The sequence below is a fragment of the Rhizobium sp. YTU87027 genome (assembly GCF_050644135.1).
In the GTDB taxonomy this organism is placed as follows: Bacteria; Pseudomonadota; Alphaproteobacteria; order Rhizobiales; family Rhizobiaceae; genus Rhizobium.
Genome location: NZ_CP098440.1, coordinates 2,725,831 through 2,740,856, shown reverse-complemented (window position 1 = coordinate 2,740,856; position 15,026 = coordinate 2,725,831). Strand labels below are relative to the sequence as shown.

Here is a 15,026-nt window from a genome sequence, read left to right as displayed (position 1 = left end):
GCCGACCTCAAACGCCAGTAGCTTCGGCCGGCGACGCTATTTGCTCATGGATTCGATATGGGGAGCCCGCTGGCTATTCACAACGGCGCCGCTTTGGCCTAGAAGACCCGCAGGAAATACCGGTCGCAGCCCACCCGGTCAAAACAAGGGATCCTCATCATGAAGACTATCGTCATCTGCTCCGGCGGATTGGACTCCATTTCCCTCGCCCATCGTGTGGCGGCGGAACATCAGCTGATCAGCCTGCTTTCCTTCGATTATGGACAGCGACACCGCAAGGAGCTGGATTTTGCCACCGCCTGCGCCAAACGGCTGGGCGTGCCGCACCAGATCATCGATATCCGGACCATCGGCCGCCATCTAACAGGATCGGCGTTGACCGACGATGTCGATGTGCCAGACGGCCACTATGCCGAGGAGACGATGAAGGCGACCGTCGTGCCGAACCGCAACGCCATCATGCTGGCTATCGCTTTCGGCCTCGCTGCGGCTCAGAAGGCCGATGCCGTGGCTGTTGCGGTGCATGGCGGGGACCATTTCATCTATCCCGATTGCCGCCCGGGCTTCATCGATGCCTTCCAGGAAATGCAGAACCAGGCACTCGACGGCTATGCCAGCGTTTCGCTGCTGGCTCCCTATGTCAACATCTCGAAAGCCGATATCGTCACCGATGGCGCAAAGTACGGGACACCCTTTGCCGAGACATGGTCCTGCTACAAGGGCGGTACGCGTCATTGCGGACGCTGCGGCACCTGCGTCGAGCGACGCGAGGCTTTTCACCTGGCCGGCATCTCCGATCCTACGGAATACGAGGATCCGGATTTCTGGGAGGCCGCGACGTCTGGCTATTCGGCCAGGGAGGTGAAGTGATGTTTCGCATCACCAAGGAGTTCCACTTCTCCGCATCTCACCAGCTGACGCATCTGCCTGCCGATCACCAGTGCGCGCGGCTGCACGGGCACAACTATATCGTTGTGGTGGAGCTTGCGGCCGCCGAGCTCGATGAGAACGGCTTCGTTCGCGACTATCACGAGCTTTCGCCGCTGAAGCGCTATATCGACGAGCGCTTTGACCATCGGCACCTGAACGAAGTCTTCGGCCATGACCGCGTAACCTCGGAATATCTCGCCAAGCACTTCTACGACTGGTGCAAGGAGCGGCTGCCGGAGACCTCGGCCGTGCGCGTCAGCGAGACGCCGAAGACGTGGGCGGAATATCGGCCATGAGTGGGGTTCGCGAGGCGCAGATCCGCGTCTGCGAGATCTTCGGGCCGACGATCCAGGGGGAAGGCGTGCTGATCGGCCTGCCGACGGTCTTCGTCCGCACCGGTGGCTGCGATTATCGCTGTTCGTGGTGCGACAGCCTGCATGCGGTTGATAGCGAGTATCGCGATCAATGGCTGCCGATGACGGTCGACGGTATCTGGGCGGAGGTAACCCGGCTCTCCGGCGGCAAGCCGCTGATGGTGTCGCTTTCCGGCGGCAACCCGGCGATCCAGCCGCTTGGCGGTCTTATCGCGCATGGACATGACCAAGGCTACACCTTCGCGCTGGAGACGCAGGGCAGCGTCGCCAAGGAATGGTTTGCCGATCTCGATGTGCTGGTGCTGAGCCCGAAGCCGCCATCGAGCGGCATGGCGACGGATTGGGATGCCTTCGAAGACTGTCTCAAGATGGCCGCCGATGGGCCCAACATCGCGTTGAAGATCGTCGTTTTCGACGAGCGCGACTATGCTTATGCCCGCGAGGCGGCTGCCCGCTATCCACATCTGCCCGTCTATCTGCAGCCGGGAAACCACACGCCACCACCGCCCGACGACGACGATGCGCGCGTCGATATCGACGGCATCATGGAAAGGATGCTGTGGCTGGTCGACATGGTCACCAAGGACCGGTGGTTCGAGGCACGTGTGCTGCCCCAGCTGCATGTCCTGCTATGGGGTAACAAGCGCGGTGTCTGATCAAACCCAGCCGAGCAGTTCGCGGCGGACGACCTTCTCCAGCACCCGCATGCCGTCTTCGCTGTCGTTGAGGCAGGGGATGTGGGTGAACTTCTCGCCGCCGTTTTCGTGGAAGGAATGGGCGGCCTGCTCGGCGATTTCTTCGAGCGTCTCCAGACAGTCGGAGACGAAACCGGGGTTGAGAACGGCGATCTTCTTGACGCCATCCTGTGCCAGCTTCTCGACGGTCTTGTCGGTATAGGGCTGGAGCCATTCTTCCGGGCCGAACCGGGACTGGAAGGTCACCATGAATTTATCTTTCGGCAGTCCCAGCCGTTCGCGCAGCAACTGGCCGGTTTTCTGGCACTGCCAGTAATAGGGATCGCCTTGCTCGGAATAGGAGAGCGGAATGCCGTGGAAGGAGGCAAGCACCATGTCCGGCTGCCAGTCGAGCGTCGCCAGATGGCTCGTCACCGAATTGGCAAGCGCTTTGATATAGGTCTTGTCGTCGTGATAATCCGGCACGGTGCGCAGCGCCGGTTGCCAACGCATCTTCAGGAGCTTCTGGAACGCCTTGTCATTGACCGTTGCCGTCGTCGCTGCGGCATATTGCGGATATAACGGGAACAGCAAGATACGATCACAGCCCTCATCTTTCAGCGCTTGAATGCGCGAGGGGATTGACGGCGTGCCGTAGCGCATGGCCCAGTCGACACGTACATTCGGCAGGTCGTCCAGACGCTCTGCCATTAGCTTTGCTTGGTTGCGCGTGTAGGTTCGCAGGTAGCTCTCATTCTCGTCCTTGTTCCAGATCGTCTCATAGGCCTTGCCCACCTTTTGCGGGCGGGTGTTGAGAACGATGCCGAACAGGATCGGATACCACTTCCAGGGCGACCATTCGATGACCCGCTTGTCGGTCAGGAATTCCTTTAGGTAACGGCGCATCGAGGTGTAGTCAGTGCCGTCAGGCGTGCCGAGATTGACGAGCAGGATGCCCACCTTGCCGGATTTCATGGGCGGATGGTCCGCCGGACGGTGCGCAGTATCAACAGTCGTCATCTAAACCCCGGTATCTTGTCCGTCCGGCTCATGCGCAGCCGGGCCTTGCTGGTTCACCCTATAGAAACAAAAGCCGGGCCGGGAAACCCCGGACCGGCTTTCAGGATCGAGACAAATCGTCTTACTTCGACGGAATCCGCAGTTCCTTGCCGACCGTCAGATGGTGCGGCGCCGGTTTGCCGTTTGCATCCGAAATCCTCTTCCAGAGCGCGCCTTCGCCGTAGAACTGCTTGGCGAGATCCCAGAGCGTGTCGCCGGCAGCGATCACGTGGTTGGTCGGCGTATTGGGGGCAAGGGCTGCTGCGGGTGCTTCGGTCGTGGGCGCTGCGGGTGCCGCAGCAGGCGCGGATGTGGCCGGAGCAGTCGTTGCGGGGGCTTCCGTCCCCGATGCCGCAACCTCGGTGACGCGCCCGTCGGTGTACGGCTTGTAGGGCGAGTGCGCCGCCAGGTATTCGGCGGTCACGTCGGCAAGATCGGGTCCGAAGTCGTAGGCGTTTTTACCCGCCGTCTCGAAGATCGAGTAGCCGTCTCCACCTGCACGCATGAAGTTGTTCGTGACAACGCCATAGGTCTTAGCATCGTCGAGCGGCACGAAGCTATCGCCGTCCTTGACCTCGACCGATACGAGGCGGCTGCCAGCGGGCTTGGTCTTGTCGAAGGTGTATTTCAGGCCGGACACCTGCGGGAAGCGGCCGGCGCCTTCCTCGATCTTGCCGAGGCCGTTTTCCAATGCCTTGCGGATATCAGCGCCCGTCAGCTGGAAGGTCGCAAGCGTGTTCTGGAACGGCAGAACGGTAATGACTTCGCCCTGGGTAACGTCGCCGGCATCGATCGATGCGCGCAAGCCGCCGCCGTTCTGGATCGCGATCGTCATGCCCTGGCTTTTGCCGCGGTCGAGCATGGCATCAGCCACGAGATTGCCCATCGAGCATTCCTTGACGCGGCAGACGGTGCGGTCGCCTTCGATCGGGGCTTGGCTGGAGCCGATGACCTTCTTGCGCAGTTCCTCGATCGGCTTGGCGAGCTCGGCGATCCGGGCGGTGAGTGTCGGATCGGGGGTGAAGGAAGAGTCGATCAGGATCGGGTCACCCTTGGCTTCCTTGACGACCCCATTGTCATCGAAGGTCACGACGAGATCGCCGAGATACTTGCTGTAGGATGCAGCCTGAACCACCGGCACCTTATAGCCGCCGGGATTGTCGACCATCGTCGGATAAGGGCCTTCCGCCTTCGGGTCGGTATTGGACAGCAGGCTGTGCGAATGGCCGCCGACGACAACGTCGACATCGGGGATCTTGGCGATGGCAGCGAGGTCGCGGGGATAGCCGACATGCGTCAACGCGATGATCTTGTTGATGCCCTGCTTCTTCAGGTCTTCGACGGCGGCCGTGATGGTCTGCACGTCGTCGGCAATCATCACCTTCGGGCCGGGCGAGGATAGTTCTTCGGTGTCGTTGGTCACCGCGCCGACGATGCCGATCTTCTGGCCGCCGACGTCGAGCACCAGAGAGGGCTTGATACGATCGCCGAGCTTCGAGCCGTCGCCGGCCAGGACGTTTGCCGAAATGACCGGGAATTTCACCTTGTCGAGGAAAGTTGCCAGGCCATCCTCGCTGTCGTCGAACTCATGGTTGCCGACGGTCATGACGTCAAACTTCATGTCGTTCAGCACTTCAGCTTCGGCGGCACCCTTGTAGGTGGTGTAGAAAAGCGACCCCTGGAAATTGTCGCCGGCATTGAGCAGCAGCACGTTCTTGCCACCAAGAGCGTCGCGGCGCTGGTCGATCGCGGTCTTCAGGCGGGCGGCGCCGCCGAAGCATTCCTTCTTGCCCTCTTCTTCGGCCGAGCAGGTGGAGTCGAACTTGTTGATCGACTCGATGCGCGAATGGAAATCGTTGATGTGAAGGATATTGAGTTCGTAATCGGCAAAGGCGGCACCGCTCGACAGCGCCAGCATCGACGCGGTCAGCAGACCGAACTGAAAGGATTTCGTCATCCTGCTCTCCTGATTTTGAGCGAAGCTAGCCCCTGCGCTCCGCCGTCCCTACGCGGTTGATGTTTCCATTAAGCATTAGTGGCCGCAAGAGAAAAAGCTGTGACAGCGTTGACGCTTTCCGAGAGCGGTAAACAAAAAAAGCTCCCGCGAAGGGAGCTTTCATCGTTCGGTGCTTGGCGACCTTACATGCGTCGGGTCAGGGTGAATTGCGACCCGGCGTCCGAGGTGCAGTTCAGCTGGCTCTGGGTCACCAGCGCGCAGTTGACCTTGGATTGCGTCTTGCGCACCAGCGATGTCATGTTGATCTCGACGAGCGACGGCGAGGTGTTCACATAGGTGCCCGACGCGAGAAGTTGATTGCTGTCGGTCGTGCGGGTGGTGAAGGTTCCGGCCTGGAAGGTGGAGATGATGCCGTTCGGATCCGCCCATGAGCCTTCGACGCCCGTCGGCACCGGGGTTGCCGCGACCGGTATCGGCCGTTGCGACGTGGTGCAGGCGGCAAGCGCCGCGGACGCGCCGAGGAGGACAAGGAGGGTTCTGATTTTCATGAGCTTCTCCCGGGGATTCGGAACGAAAACTATCCGTGTGGTTGTGAAACACATGGCGCGGGCCGTCCGGGAAGGCAAGTCTTCAAAATCACCAGACGGCATTTATACAGCAGGCGTTACAAAAATGCCCGCCTTGCGGCGGGCATCTTCGAATGCGGTTCGAGCCAAGATCAGCGAACGAGGATGTTCTTGAACTGCCACGGATCCTTGGTGTCGATCTCTTCCGGGAAGAGACCCGGGCGACCGTCGAGCGGGGTCCAATCGGTGTAGTGACCTTCGACCGGGCCGAGATACGGCGTCTGGACTTCCAGGCAACGCTTGTAGTCGACCTCATCGGCTTCGACGATGCCTGCGTTCGGGTTCTCGAGCGCCCAGACCATGCCGGCGAGGACCGCGGAGGTCACCTGCAGGCCGGTCGCGTTCTGGTAAGGCGCGATGCGGCGGGTTTCTTCCAGCGACAGGCGCGAGCCGTACCAGTAGGCGTTCTTTTCGTGGCCGTAGAGCAGGACGCCGAGTTCGTCGATGCCGTCCTCCAGTTCATCCTCATCGAGGACGTGATGGACTGGCTGCGACGTGCCGCCATTGCCGAACATTTCATGCAGCGACAATACCGCGTCGTTGGCCGGATGGTAGGCGTAGTGGCAGGTCGGACGGAAGGTTACTTCGCCGTCCTTGTCGCGAACCGTGAAGTAGTCGGCGATCGAGATCGACTCGTTGTGGGTGACGAGGAAGCCGTACTGCGGGCCGGGCGTCGGGCACCAGGTGCGAACGCGCGTGTTGGCGCCCGGCTGCTCGAGGTAGATCGCCGCCTTGCAGCCCTTCTTGTGCTTCTTGCCGTTCTTCGGCATCCAGTTTTCGTGAGTGCCCCAGCCGAGTTCGGCCGGCTGCAGACCTTCGGAGATGAAGCCTTCGACCGACCAGGTATTCCAGAAGACATTGAGGGGCTTCGGATGCTTGGTGCGCTGCGTGTCGCGCTCGGCGATGTGGACGCCCTTGACGCCGACCTTCTTCATCAGCTTTGCCCAGCCTTCGCGGTCATGCTGATCCGGCTCTTCGAACTTCAGGCCGATGTCGTTGGCGAGGTTGACGAGCGCCTGCTTGACGAACCACGAGACCATGCCCGGGTTTGCGCCGCAGGTGGAGACGGCCGTCGGACCGCCGGGGTTCTTGGCCTTTTCCTTGCGAAGGGTTTCGCGCAGCGCATAGTTGGTTCGGTCGGCGTTCTTCATGCTCTTGTCGAAATAGAAGCCGAGCCAGGGCTCAACAACGGTGTCGATGTAAAGGGCGCCGAGCTTGCGGCAGAGCTTCATGAGGTCGACGGATCCGGTATCGACGGAAAGATTGACGCAGAAGCCCTGGCCACCGCCTTCGGTCAGAAGCGGCTTCAGCAACTCCTTGTAGTTGTCCTTCGTGACATGAGCTTTGATGTGCTTCACGCCATGCTTTGCCATGATTTCGGTGTGATCTGCGTCGTCGCGCGGGTCGATGACAACCATCCGGCTTTTGTCGAACTTGAAGTGGCGCTCGATCAGCGGCAGGGTGCCGCGGCCGATGGAGCCAAAGCCGATCATGACGATCGGGCCGGTAATTTCGGCATATACCGGGTGGGTCTGTTTCGTCATTCTTTTCTCCTGTGGAAGGCGACGAAGGCGGTGGGCCTTAAGAATTCATCTGAAATGGCGCAGATAATGCGAAGTGACCGGCTCTAACCACAAAACGGCGTCACAATAAAGAGCGAGAACGCAAATATCAGGCGGGAGAGAGGGTGTCTGCGAGCGCCCGAAGCTTCGCGGCGAGCTCCGCCCTTTGCAATGTTAGGCCTTTATAAGCCGCCTGGTGCTCGTCGAGACCGTCCAGTTGCGCGGCGAAGCTGACAGCGAGTTTGCTGGCGTTCGGATGGTGAGCGATCGCGGCAATCGGATCGACATAAACGCGGATGGTGAAGAGGATATCGCCCGACTTCGGCAATTTGCGCAGCGTCTGGCGCTCGACCCGCGCAAAGCGCTCGGCGAGCGTGAACGGTCCGGCGGGCGGCGGGCGGCGGTGCTTGGAGAGCGGGAGGAAGAGATCGTCCGTGACGTTCACAGACCAGTTCAGTCGTTCCACAGGGTGCGAAACCTGCAGACTGTCAAAGATGCGGGTGATGAGTGCCGCGTTGCGCGTGCCTTCGCCGAAGCCGGGAACGTCGGCATGGATTGCCTGCATCGGGCGACCGAATTTCTCCTGCAACGACCATGAAGAGGGGAAGGCGACGAAGCCGGCTACGAGATGCCAGCCATCTTCCCTGCGTCGCATGATCACGAGATCGTCCTGCACCAGCAGGCCGGCGCGCAACAGCGGCGGCGGGTCCTGCTCGGCGGCATCGGAGATGCTGCGGGCGCGCGCCGGATGGTCATCAGCAAGATGAGCCTGCAGGAGATCAAGGACCTCCTGTTGTGCCTCTGCGGTCTCCCCCTCGGCGACGAAAATCTCATCACGATGGGTTTCGATCAGTCGTCGCTTCTCGCAGATATAGCGTGCCCGGTCGCTATCCGGTTCGATCCAACGGGCAAGATCGAGCGGCATCAATCCGATGGTGAAGGGGCGGGTGGAGCCGCCGTAGGGCGTGTAGGTCAGACGCGTCATGATCCCACTCTATGCCGTCAACGTGCACTGATGGAAGACCATCCGCACTGACAGTCGGCATCGTGCCGCCGGATGGAACGAGGCAGCGAGCGGGCCGCCGATTCGTCGCTCAGTGCTTCAGAATATCCAGTCCCGCCGCCGTCGTGGTGATGGCGACTTCGGTGATTTCGTATTTGGCGATGCCGTGCACGGTGAATGGATCTTCCGCGACATAGGCCTCGATTTCGGCCCGCTGTCCGATCGCGAGGACCACGCCGCCGGTGCGCGGCACTTTGCGTCCGGAGGCCAGGAACCAGCCTTTGGCATAGCCTTGCCTGACCCAGGCCATGTGCGGCTCCATCTGCTTGTCAGCTTCCTCGTTCGGCTTCACATAAGTCAGGGCGAGGATGAACATCGCAGAATTTCCTTTCAGGGTGTTGCGTTCTGATGCATGTGAATATTCAATTGGCGGGGAGCCATCCATATTCTTTTTAGGATTCTGCTCGAAAGTGCGAACCGTTGATGTCAGCACGCCCGGAACAATCGGATGACCCAGATATCTGAGCGGCTTGCCGAATTGCAGGAAGATAGCGCTGTCCTGATTGCCATGTATGATCAGGAAGATCGGTTGCGCTATGCAAACGCGGCATTTCGTTCGACCTACGCCATCGAACCTGATGAGACGCCCTTGTGGTCGGAACTCATGCGTCGCAACACCCGGGCGGGCCAGGGTACGATCATTCGCACCGCCGATTTCGAGACATGGCTCGTTTCCGCACAATCGCGGCGCGGCAAACTGCCGTTCAGGGCGTTCGAAACGGACGTCGTCGACGGCCGCTGGTTCTGGATGACGGAGACGGTGCAGAGGGACGGCTGGATGCTCTGCATCGCCAGTGACATCACGCATCTGAAGCAGAGCGAGCGCGACGTGCGGCAGGACCGTGATTTTGCGCTGCGGGCCTCGCAGACGGACGAACTGACGAGCATTTCCAACCGTCGTTTCATGATGGCGGCCTTGGAAAGCCTCATCGCGCGTCAAGGCTCCGCCAATGCAGGCGTCGGCTGCATCTGTATCATCGATCTCGACTTCTTCAAGCGTATCAATGACATCTATGGCCACCAGTTCGGCGACGATGTGCTGATCGATTTCTCGCGCCGCGTGCAGCCGGTCATCCGCCGGCGTGACAGCTTCGGACGGATCGGCGGCGAGGAGTTCATGCTGCTCCTGCCGGATACGACGTTGGCGCAGGCCGAGCTGATTATCGAACGCATCATCGGAATGGTGCGCGGCGCCTGTCCGGTACCCACCGTGCCCTCCTTCTCCTATACCTGCTCCGCGGGATTGGCCGAGTTGCGGCCGGGCGAGACAGCGCGCGAGGTCTATGCCCGCGCGGACGAGGCCCTGTATAACGCCAAGCAGAGTGGCCGAGATCGCCTGAAAATCGTGGCCTAGCCGACGAGTCGGGCTGGGATCAGCCCGCGCAGCGAATTGCCCATATAAAGTTTTCCAGCTTTCAGATCTTTAACGGAGATGCGTCCAACACGTGCCTTGCGCTGGCAGATCAGTTCGGTGCGCAAGACACCAGCCAGCAGGCCGCAGGAGATTGGCGGGGTGCGCAGCGTGCCCGATCCGTCGTCGAGAAAGACGGATGTGATCGTGCCTTCGCAGACCTCGCCGCGTTCGTTCAGAAGCAGAACCTCGTCAGCCTCCGAGGCCGGAAATTCGGCGCGGGCGGTCTCGTAAACGCCGCGCCGCGTCGTCTTCAGCCGCAGCAATCTGTCGCTTGAATCTAGACGGGTGTCGGCAATCCGTACCTTCCATTCGGTGCCGGCCGGCGTCGGTACGAAGGGAGCCGCGGTGACCTCGATCCGCCCCTGCCGATCAAGCGTCAGCCGCATTCGTAGGGCGGTCGTGGCGTCGGAAACGGCCTCCTCCAGTTTCGTGGCGGCGTTTTGGGCATCGGGAAAGCCGATACGAGGGGCGGAGCGGGAGAGGCGTGCAAGATGCAGGCGCAGCCTGATGAAGCCAATCTCCGGCTCCCAGCGTAGCGTTTCGATCAGCGAGAAGTCGTTCATCGCGCGATCTCCTGATCGCCGATCGCAAACCGCGCCTTTAGAAGGCACTCCTCGTATTCGGCTTCGGCGGTGGAATCAAAGACGATGCCGCCGCCGACGTTGAAGACCGCCCTGCCGCCCGAGAACAGGCTGATGGTGCGGATCGCGACGGAAAAGCGCATGGCGCCGCCGGGCGCAATCATGCCGATAGCGCCGCAATAGGCATCGCGTGGCGTGTCTTCCAGCGCGTGCAGGATCCGCATGGCGCTGAGCTTCGGGGCGCCGGTGATCGATCCGCAGGGAAAGAGCGCGGCGAAGATGTCGCGAATGGTCAGATTGGAGAGGAGTTTCGCCTGCACGTGGCTGACCATCTGGTGGACAGTCGGATAGGTCTCGATGTCGAAGAGTTTCGGCACGTCGAGGGTGCCGACCTCCGTGATGCGCGAAATGTCGTTGCGCAGCAGATCGACGATCATGCGATTTTCGGCCTGGGTTTTGATGTCCTCGCGCATCGCGGCGATGATCGCGGCGTCCTCGGCGTCATCAGCCCCGCGTTTCGCCGTTCCCTTCATCGGGTGGGTTTCGATCCAGCCTTCCTCGTCGGTGCGGAAGAAGAGTTCGGGCGAACGCGAAAGCAGGATCGGGCCGCCGAGATCGACGAGTGCGCCGTACTTTACCGGCTGCCGTTCGATCAACGACCAGAAGGCCGCGTGCGGATCGCCATTCCAGCGGGCGGTGATCGGCATGGTGAGGTTTGCCTGGTAGCAATCGCCCTGGCGCAGATGCCAGTGCAGGCGGTCGAAGCGCTCTTTATATGTTGCAAAATTCCAACCGGCCTTGGGCTCGCTCAAGAATTCGTCGTTCTCGCTGCGCCACCTCGGTTGCGCGAGCGGATGGGCGCCGGCTTCGGGAGCATCGAAGATGCCGAAGGCGAGCAGCGGTGTCTCTCGGCCTTCCGGCAGGAACGCGGCCAGCTTCTCCTCGAAGAGATAGCCCGCTTCATAGGCCATGTAGCCCGCCAGCCATCTACCGGCGGTCTTTGCCTCTTCCATGCGGGAAAGGCCGGCAAGGAACTCGGCGCGCGTCCGGGCTATGATGATCTCCGACGGATCGGAAAAGAGCATCACTTGCCCGGTCGTGTCATCCCGGAACAGAACGTAGCGTCCAGCGTTGGTCATGCCTGCCTTTGGATCGAGAGCTTATGCGCTCTTATCAAGCGCTTCCAATTCGTCGATCAGCCCTTCGATCATCGACAACCCCTTGCTCCAGAACGACGGATCCGTGGCATCGAGGCCGAACGGCTTCAGGAGCTCCGAATGATGCTTGGTGCCGCCCGCCCTCAGGAGCTCGAAATACTTCTCCTGGAAGCCCTTGTCGGCCTTCTGGTAGACGGCATAGAGCGAGTTCACCAGGCAATCGCCGAAGGCGTAGGCATAAACGTAGAAGGGCGAGTGGATGAAGTGCGGGATATAGGCCCAATAGGTCTCGTAGCCTTCCGAGATCTTGATCGCCGGCCCGAGGCTTTCCGACTGCACGGAGAGCCAGAGCTCGCCGATATCGTCGGATGTCAGCTCGCCGGCCTTGCGGGCGGTGTGAACCTTGCGCTCGAACTCGTAGAACGCGATCTGGCGCACGACCGTATTGATCATGTCCTCGACCTTCTGGGCGAGCATAGCCTTGCGCTCACGCTTGTCCTTGGTCTTGTCGAGGAGGGCGCGGAAGGTCAGCATTTCGCCGAAGACGGAGGCGGTTTCGGCGAGCGTCAGCGGCGTCTGGCACATCAGCGCGCCCTGGGCGCCGGCCAGAACCTGATGGACGCCGTGGCCAAGCTCGTGGGCGAGCGTCATCACGTCGCGCGGCTTGCCGAGATAGTTGACGAGCACATAGGGATGCGCCGACGGAACCGTTGGATGCGCGAAGGCGCCCGGCGCCTTGCCGGGGCGGACCGGGGCATCGATCCACTGTTCGTCGAAGAAACGCTTGGCGATCGCCGCCATTTCAGGGGCGAAGTTGCTGTAGGCTGACAGCACCGTGTCTTTTGCTTCGTTCCAGGGGATGATGGCATTGGAGGTTTCCGGCAGTGGCGCGTTGCGGTCCCAGAAGTTCATCTGGTCCATGCCGAGCCATTTCGCCTTCATCTTGTAATAGCGGTGCGACAGGCGGGGGTAGGCTTGCTTGACGGCAGCGGCCAGCGCATCGACCACGTCGCGCTCGACGCGGTTTGCAAGGTGCCTGGAATCGGCAATGTCCTCGAAGCCGCGCCAGCGGTCGGAGATGTCCTTGTCCTTGGCGAGCGTGTTGGTAATGAGGGTGAAGATGCGCAGGTTCTCCTTGAAGGTCTGCGCGAGCGCCATCGCGCCCTTGCGGCGGACTTCGGGATCCTTTTCCTGCAGCATATTCAGCGTGACTTCGAGCGGCAGCTTTTCGCCGTCGACGTCAAAGCGCAGCTCCGCCATCGTCTCGTCGAACAGGCGGTTGAAGGCGGCGGCCGAGGTCATCGACTTTTCCAGGAACAGCTGCTCCAGTTTGTCTTCCAGCTGGTAGGGCTTGTCCTTGCGCAGGTCGATGAGCCAGGGGCGATAGTGGCCGGCATCCGGGTCATTTGCTATGCAGGCATCGATCACGGCGTCATCGATGCGATTGAGCTCAAGCGCAAAAAACAAGAGGTGGCTGGAGAACTCGGTGATCTTCGCCTGGGCATCACCATAGAGCTTGCCGTTCACCGGGTTCGACGTGTCGGAGAAATAGGTGAGGCCGGCAAAGGAGCCGAGGCGTCCGATGATGTCGTCCAGCGCCTCGTATTCCTTCAGTGCCTGGCCGATGCCCTCCGCACCTTTTTTGGTCGCGGCGTCGGCAAGCTTCCCCTTCCATTTCTCTTCGAAGGCGATTGCCTGCTTGCCGGCTTTCTCCATGTCGCCAGTAAAGGCCGTGGATGTTGCGGAAGGGTAGAGGTCCTGCAACTTCCAGGTCGGCAGGTCGCCGAGGGCGGCATCGCTCGCAGAGGCAGCGGAACTTGCCGAAAAATTAATGGCGGTGCCGGAGAGCATGTTTTTCATCATCTGGGTCCTCTTCCTCTTTTGCGACAGGTTTGACTGTCTATGCGCCTAAAGGCTTGGCATCAAGGGGCTTTCGGCAGCCCAAAAGCTCCGTTTCGGGTCGGATTCGACCCCGCCACAAACGTTAAAATGCAATTGTTTCTCAAAACTGGATGTTCAAGCCTTTCTGCCAGAGTGCATCTCAGGTTTCGCATGAAGTGAGGCACCAATGACCGGTTACCATGAGCTCAAGGGAGCAGCGCAGATACTCGTCGTCGAGGACGACCCGATCCAGCGTCGACTGCTCAAAAACGCGATCGAGCGTCACGGCCACGTCGTCCATCAGGCTGAAAACGGCCGGATCGGGCTGGAGATGGTGAAGAGAGGCAGCGGCCTCTACAACGTCATCGTTCTTGACCTGATGATGCCCGAGATGACGGGTCTTGAATTCCTCGAGGCACTGCACGAATTCGGCACGCATGTTCCGGTGATTGTCCAGACGGGGCAAGGTGGCATCGAGACCGTGGTGCAGGCGATGCGCGCCGGCGCCTTCGATTTCGTCGTCAAGCCGGTCTCTCCGGAGCGGATCGCCAATTCGATCTTGAACGCCCTGAAGCTCGACCAGCGCGAGGTCAAGGCGCGCGCTGGCCGCCGGTCGCGTTCCGGCAGCGTCGGCTTCGACGACATTGTTTCGGCAAGCCCGGCAATGCTGCGTGTGATCGATCTGGCGCAGCGCGCAGCGCAGTCCAATATTCCCGTGGTGCTCGAAGGCGAGTCCGGCGTCGGCAAGGAGCTGGTCGCCCGCGCCATCCAGTCGGGTAGCGACCGGTCCGGCAAGCCGTTTGTCACGGTCAATTGCGGCGCCATTCCGCACAACCTGGTCGAAAGCATTCTTTTCGGTCACGAGAAGGGCGCATTCACTGGCGCAACCGAACGGCACATCGGCAAGTTCATGGAAGCCGATGGCGGCACCATCTTCCTCGACGAAATCGGCGACCTGCCGCTTGAGGTTCAGGTGAAGCTGCTGCGGGCCGTCCAGCAGGGGGAAATCGAGACTGTTGGCGCACGCACGGCGCACAAGGTCAACGTCCGGCTGATTTCGGCGACCAACAAGGATCTGATCGAAGAGGTCAAGAACGGCCACTTCCGCGAGGATCTCTACTATCGCCTGAACGTCTTCCCGATCACCATTCCGGCGCTCCGCAAGCGCAAGGAAGACATTCCGCATCTGGTGCGGGTCTTCGCCGAGCGCTTCTCTAGCGAGCAGAAGGGCGGCCAACGCATGGCGGTCAGCGCCGGCGCGCTGGCTCTGCTCACCGCCTACGATTGGCCCGGCAATATCCGCCAGCTCGAGAACGCGATCTTCCGCGCGGTTGTCCTTGCCGAGGGCGGCGAGCTGACCGAGGCAGACTTCCCGCAGATCGCGGCGCAGCTGCCGGAATACGAGGTCGTCGATCATCTGGCGCTGGTCGCAGACAACACGCGCCACGATCGGCAAAGTGATTTTTCGACCGCCGAGTACCCGGCCCATCAGGCCAGCGTCGAAGAGGCTGTCGCACGAATCACGGAGGCGCCTGACAACGCGATTGCGAGCACGAACCCCGCCGGGGACGTGCGCAAGCTTGCGGATGTCGAGGAGGAATTGATCCGATTCGCCCTTAAATTCTATCGGGGGCAGATGAGTCAAGTGGCTCGGAAATTGGGTATCGGACGATCCACATTGTACCGGAAACTCAAGGATTACGGCATAGACCCCGACAATCCGCAGAAGGACGCCGCATAAGTCCCCC

Annotated in this window: 13 protein-coding genes and 2 pseudogenes; 6 read left to right on the top strand and 9 right to left on the bottom strand. The window is 61.0% G+C overall.

Going from position 1 to position 15,026, the window contains the following annotated elements:
* The first annotated feature begins 159 nt into the window (after positions 1 to 159).
* From queC to queE, 3 genes are read left to right on the top strand one after another with little or no spacing between them, the layout of a single operon-like run.
* On the top strand, positions 160 to 870 hold the full coding sequence (gene queC, locus NBG89_RS13645) for a 7-cyano-7-deazaguanine synthase QueC (protein WP_088693322.1): 711 nt from the start codon (positions 160 to 162) through the stop codon (positions 868 to 870).
* Positions 870 to 1,226 carry a 6-carboxytetrahydropterin synthase QueD gene (gene queD, locus NBG89_RS13640; protein ID WP_088693321.1) on the top strand — a complete coding sequence of 119 codons (357 nt, stop codon included), beginning with the start codon at positions 870 to 872 and terminating at the stop codon, positions 1,224 to 1,226. The genes queC and queD overlap by 1 nt, the downstream gene beginning before the upstream one ends.
* The gene (gene queE / locus NBG89_RS13635; RefSeq protein WP_431320400.1) at positions 1,223 to 1,960 is read left to right on the top strand and encodes a 7-carboxy-7-deazaguanine synthase QueE; all 738 of its coding nucleotides are present in this window, start codon (positions 1,223 to 1,225) and stop codon (positions 1,958 to 1,960) included. The genes queD and queE overlap by 4 nt, the downstream gene beginning before the upstream one ends.
* On the opposite strand, the gene hemH is transcribed toward queE, so the two are convergent.
* From hemH to NBG89_RS13605, 6 genes are all read right to left on the bottom strand, one after another.
* On the bottom strand, positions 1,961 to 2,998 hold the full coding sequence (gene hemH, locus NBG89_RS13630) for a ferrochelatase (RefSeq protein WP_431320399.1): 1,038 nt from the start codon (positions 2,996 to 2,998) through the stop codon (positions 1,961 to 1,963).
* A gap of 121 nt (positions 2,999 to 3,119) precedes the next feature.
* On the bottom strand, positions 3,120 to 4,994 hold the full coding sequence (locus NBG89_RS13625; protein WP_431320398.1) for a 5'-nucleotidase C-terminal domain-containing protein: 1,875 nt from the start codon (positions 4,992 to 4,994) through the stop codon (positions 3,120 to 3,122).
* A gap of 182 nt (positions 4,995 to 5,176) precedes the next feature.
* Positions 5,177 to 5,542, bottom strand: a complete 366-nt coding sequence (gene omp10, locus NBG89_RS13620) for an outer membrane lipoprotein Omp10 (protein WP_088693317.1) — start codon at positions 5,540 to 5,542, stop codon at positions 5,177 to 5,179.
* A gap of 170 nt (positions 5,543 to 5,712) precedes the next feature.
* Positions 5,713 to 7,164: a homospermidine synthase gene (locus tag NBG89_RS13615; RefSeq protein ID WP_088693316.1), complete on the bottom strand. Its 1,452-nt coding sequence runs from the start codon at positions 7,162 to 7,164 to the stop codon at positions 5,713 to 5,715.
* Between the two features lie 127 nt (positions 7,165 to 7,291).
* The gene (locus tag NBG89_RS13610; protein WP_431320397.1) at positions 7,292 to 8,167 is read right to left on the bottom strand and encodes a heme-dependent oxidative N-demethylase family protein; all 876 of its coding nucleotides are present in this window, start codon (positions 8,165 to 8,167) and stop codon (positions 7,292 to 7,294) included.
* A 109-nt stretch (positions 8,168 to 8,276) separates the two neighbouring features.
* Positions 8,277 to 8,561, bottom strand: a complete 285-nt coding sequence (locus NBG89_RS13605; protein ID WP_431320396.1) for a YciI family protein — start codon at positions 8,559 to 8,561, stop codon at positions 8,277 to 8,279.
* 132 nt (positions 8,562 to 8,693) lie between these two features.
* Between NBG89_RS13605 and NBG89_RS13600 the strand changes: the two genes are divergently transcribed.
* Complete coding sequence (locus tag NBG89_RS13600; protein ID WP_431320395.1) at positions 8,694 to 9,599, top strand: diguanylate cyclase domain-containing protein; 906 nt, start codon at positions 8,694 to 8,696, stop codon at positions 9,597 to 9,599.
* On the opposite strand, the gene NBG89_RS13595 is transcribed toward NBG89_RS13600, so the two are convergent.
* From NBG89_RS13595 to NBG89_RS13585, 3 genes are read right to left on the bottom strand one after another with little or no spacing between them, the layout of a single operon-like run.
* Positions 9,596 to 10,222: an aminotransferase class IV family protein gene (locus tag NBG89_RS13595; protein WP_431320394.1), complete on the bottom strand. Its 627-nt coding sequence runs from the start codon at positions 10,220 to 10,222 to the stop codon at positions 9,596 to 9,598. The genes NBG89_RS13600 and NBG89_RS13595 overlap by 4 nt on opposite strands.
* The gene (locus tag NBG89_RS13590) at positions 10,219 to 11,379 is read right to left on the bottom strand and encodes an aminodeoxychorismate synthase component I (protein WP_431320393.1); all 1,161 of its coding nucleotides are present in this window, start codon (positions 11,377 to 11,379) and stop codon (positions 10,219 to 10,221) included. Before NBG89_RS13590 ends, NBG89_RS13595 begins: the two co-directional genes overlap by 4 nt.
* 21 nt (positions 11,380 to 11,400) lie before the next feature.
* Positions 11,401 to 13,257, bottom strand: coding sequence for a M3 family oligoendopeptidase (locus NBG89_RS13585; RefSeq protein WP_431322690.1), 1,857 nt, complete (start codon positions 13,255 to 13,257; stop codon positions 11,401 to 11,403).
* 208 nt (positions 13,258 to 13,465) lie between these two features.
* On the opposite strand from NBG89_RS13585, the pseudogene NBG89_RS13580 reads away from it, so the two are divergent.
* Both NBG89_RS13580 and NBG89_RS13575 read left to right on the top strand, forming a co-directional pair.
* Positions 13,466 to 14,729, top strand: a pseudogene (locus NBG89_RS13580) (sigma-54-dependent transcriptional regulator); the annotation flags it as partial.
* A 65-nt stretch (positions 14,730 to 14,794) separates the two neighbouring features.
* A pseudogene (locus NBG89_RS13575) lies at positions 14,795 to 15,019 on the top strand (helix-turn-helix domain-containing protein); the annotation flags it as partial.
* Positions 15,020 to 15,026: the final 7 nt, after the last annotated feature.

Excerpts from the sequence above, each read along its gene's own strand:
- queC (WP_088693322.1), top strand. The coding sequence starts at position 160 with ATGAAGACTATCGTCATCTGCTCCGGCGGATTGGACTCCATTTCCCTC.
- queD (WP_088693321.1), top strand. The coding sequence starts at position 870 with ATGTTTCGCATCACCAAGGAGTTCCACTTCTCCGCATCTCACCAGCTG.
- queE (WP_431320400.1), top strand. The coding sequence starts at position 1,223 with ATGAGTGGGGTTCGCGAGGCGCAGATCCGCGTCTGCGAGATCTTCGGG.
- hemH (WP_431320399.1), bottom strand. The coding sequence starts at position 2,998 with ATGACGACTGTTGATACTGCGCACCGTCCGGCGGACCATCCGCCCATG.
- NBG89_RS13625 (WP_431320398.1), bottom strand. The coding sequence starts at position 4,994 with ATGACGAAATCCTTTCAGTTCGGTCTGCTGACCGCGTCGATGCTGGCG.
- omp10 (WP_088693317.1), bottom strand. The coding sequence starts at position 5,542 with ATGAAAATCAGAACCCTCCTTGTCCTCCTCGGCGCGTCCGCGGCGCTT.
- NBG89_RS13615 (WP_088693316.1), bottom strand. The coding sequence starts at position 7,164 with ATGACGAAACAGACCCACCCGGTATATGCCGAAATTACCGGCCCGATC.
- NBG89_RS13610 (WP_431320397.1), bottom strand. The coding sequence starts at position 8,167 with ATGACGCGTCTGACCTACACGCCCTACGGCGGCTCCACCCGCCCCTTC.
- NBG89_RS13605 (WP_431320396.1), bottom strand. The coding sequence starts at position 8,561 with ATGTTCATCCTCGCCCTGACTTATGTGAAGCCGAACGAGGAAGCTGAC.
- NBG89_RS13600 (WP_431320395.1), top strand. The coding sequence starts at position 8,694 with ATGACCCAGATATCTGAGCGGCTTGCCGAATTGCAGGAAGATAGCGCT.
- NBG89_RS13595 (WP_431320394.1), bottom strand. The coding sequence starts at position 10,222 with ATGAACGACTTCTCGCTGATCGAAACGCTACGCTGGGAGCCGGAGATT.
- NBG89_RS13590 (WP_431320393.1), bottom strand. The coding sequence starts at position 11,379 with ATGACCAACGCTGGACGCTACGTTCTGTTCCGGGATGACACGACCGGG.
- NBG89_RS13585 (WP_431322690.1), bottom strand. The coding sequence starts at position 13,257 with ATGAAAAACATGCTCTCCGGCACCGCCATTAATTTTTCGGCAAGTTCC.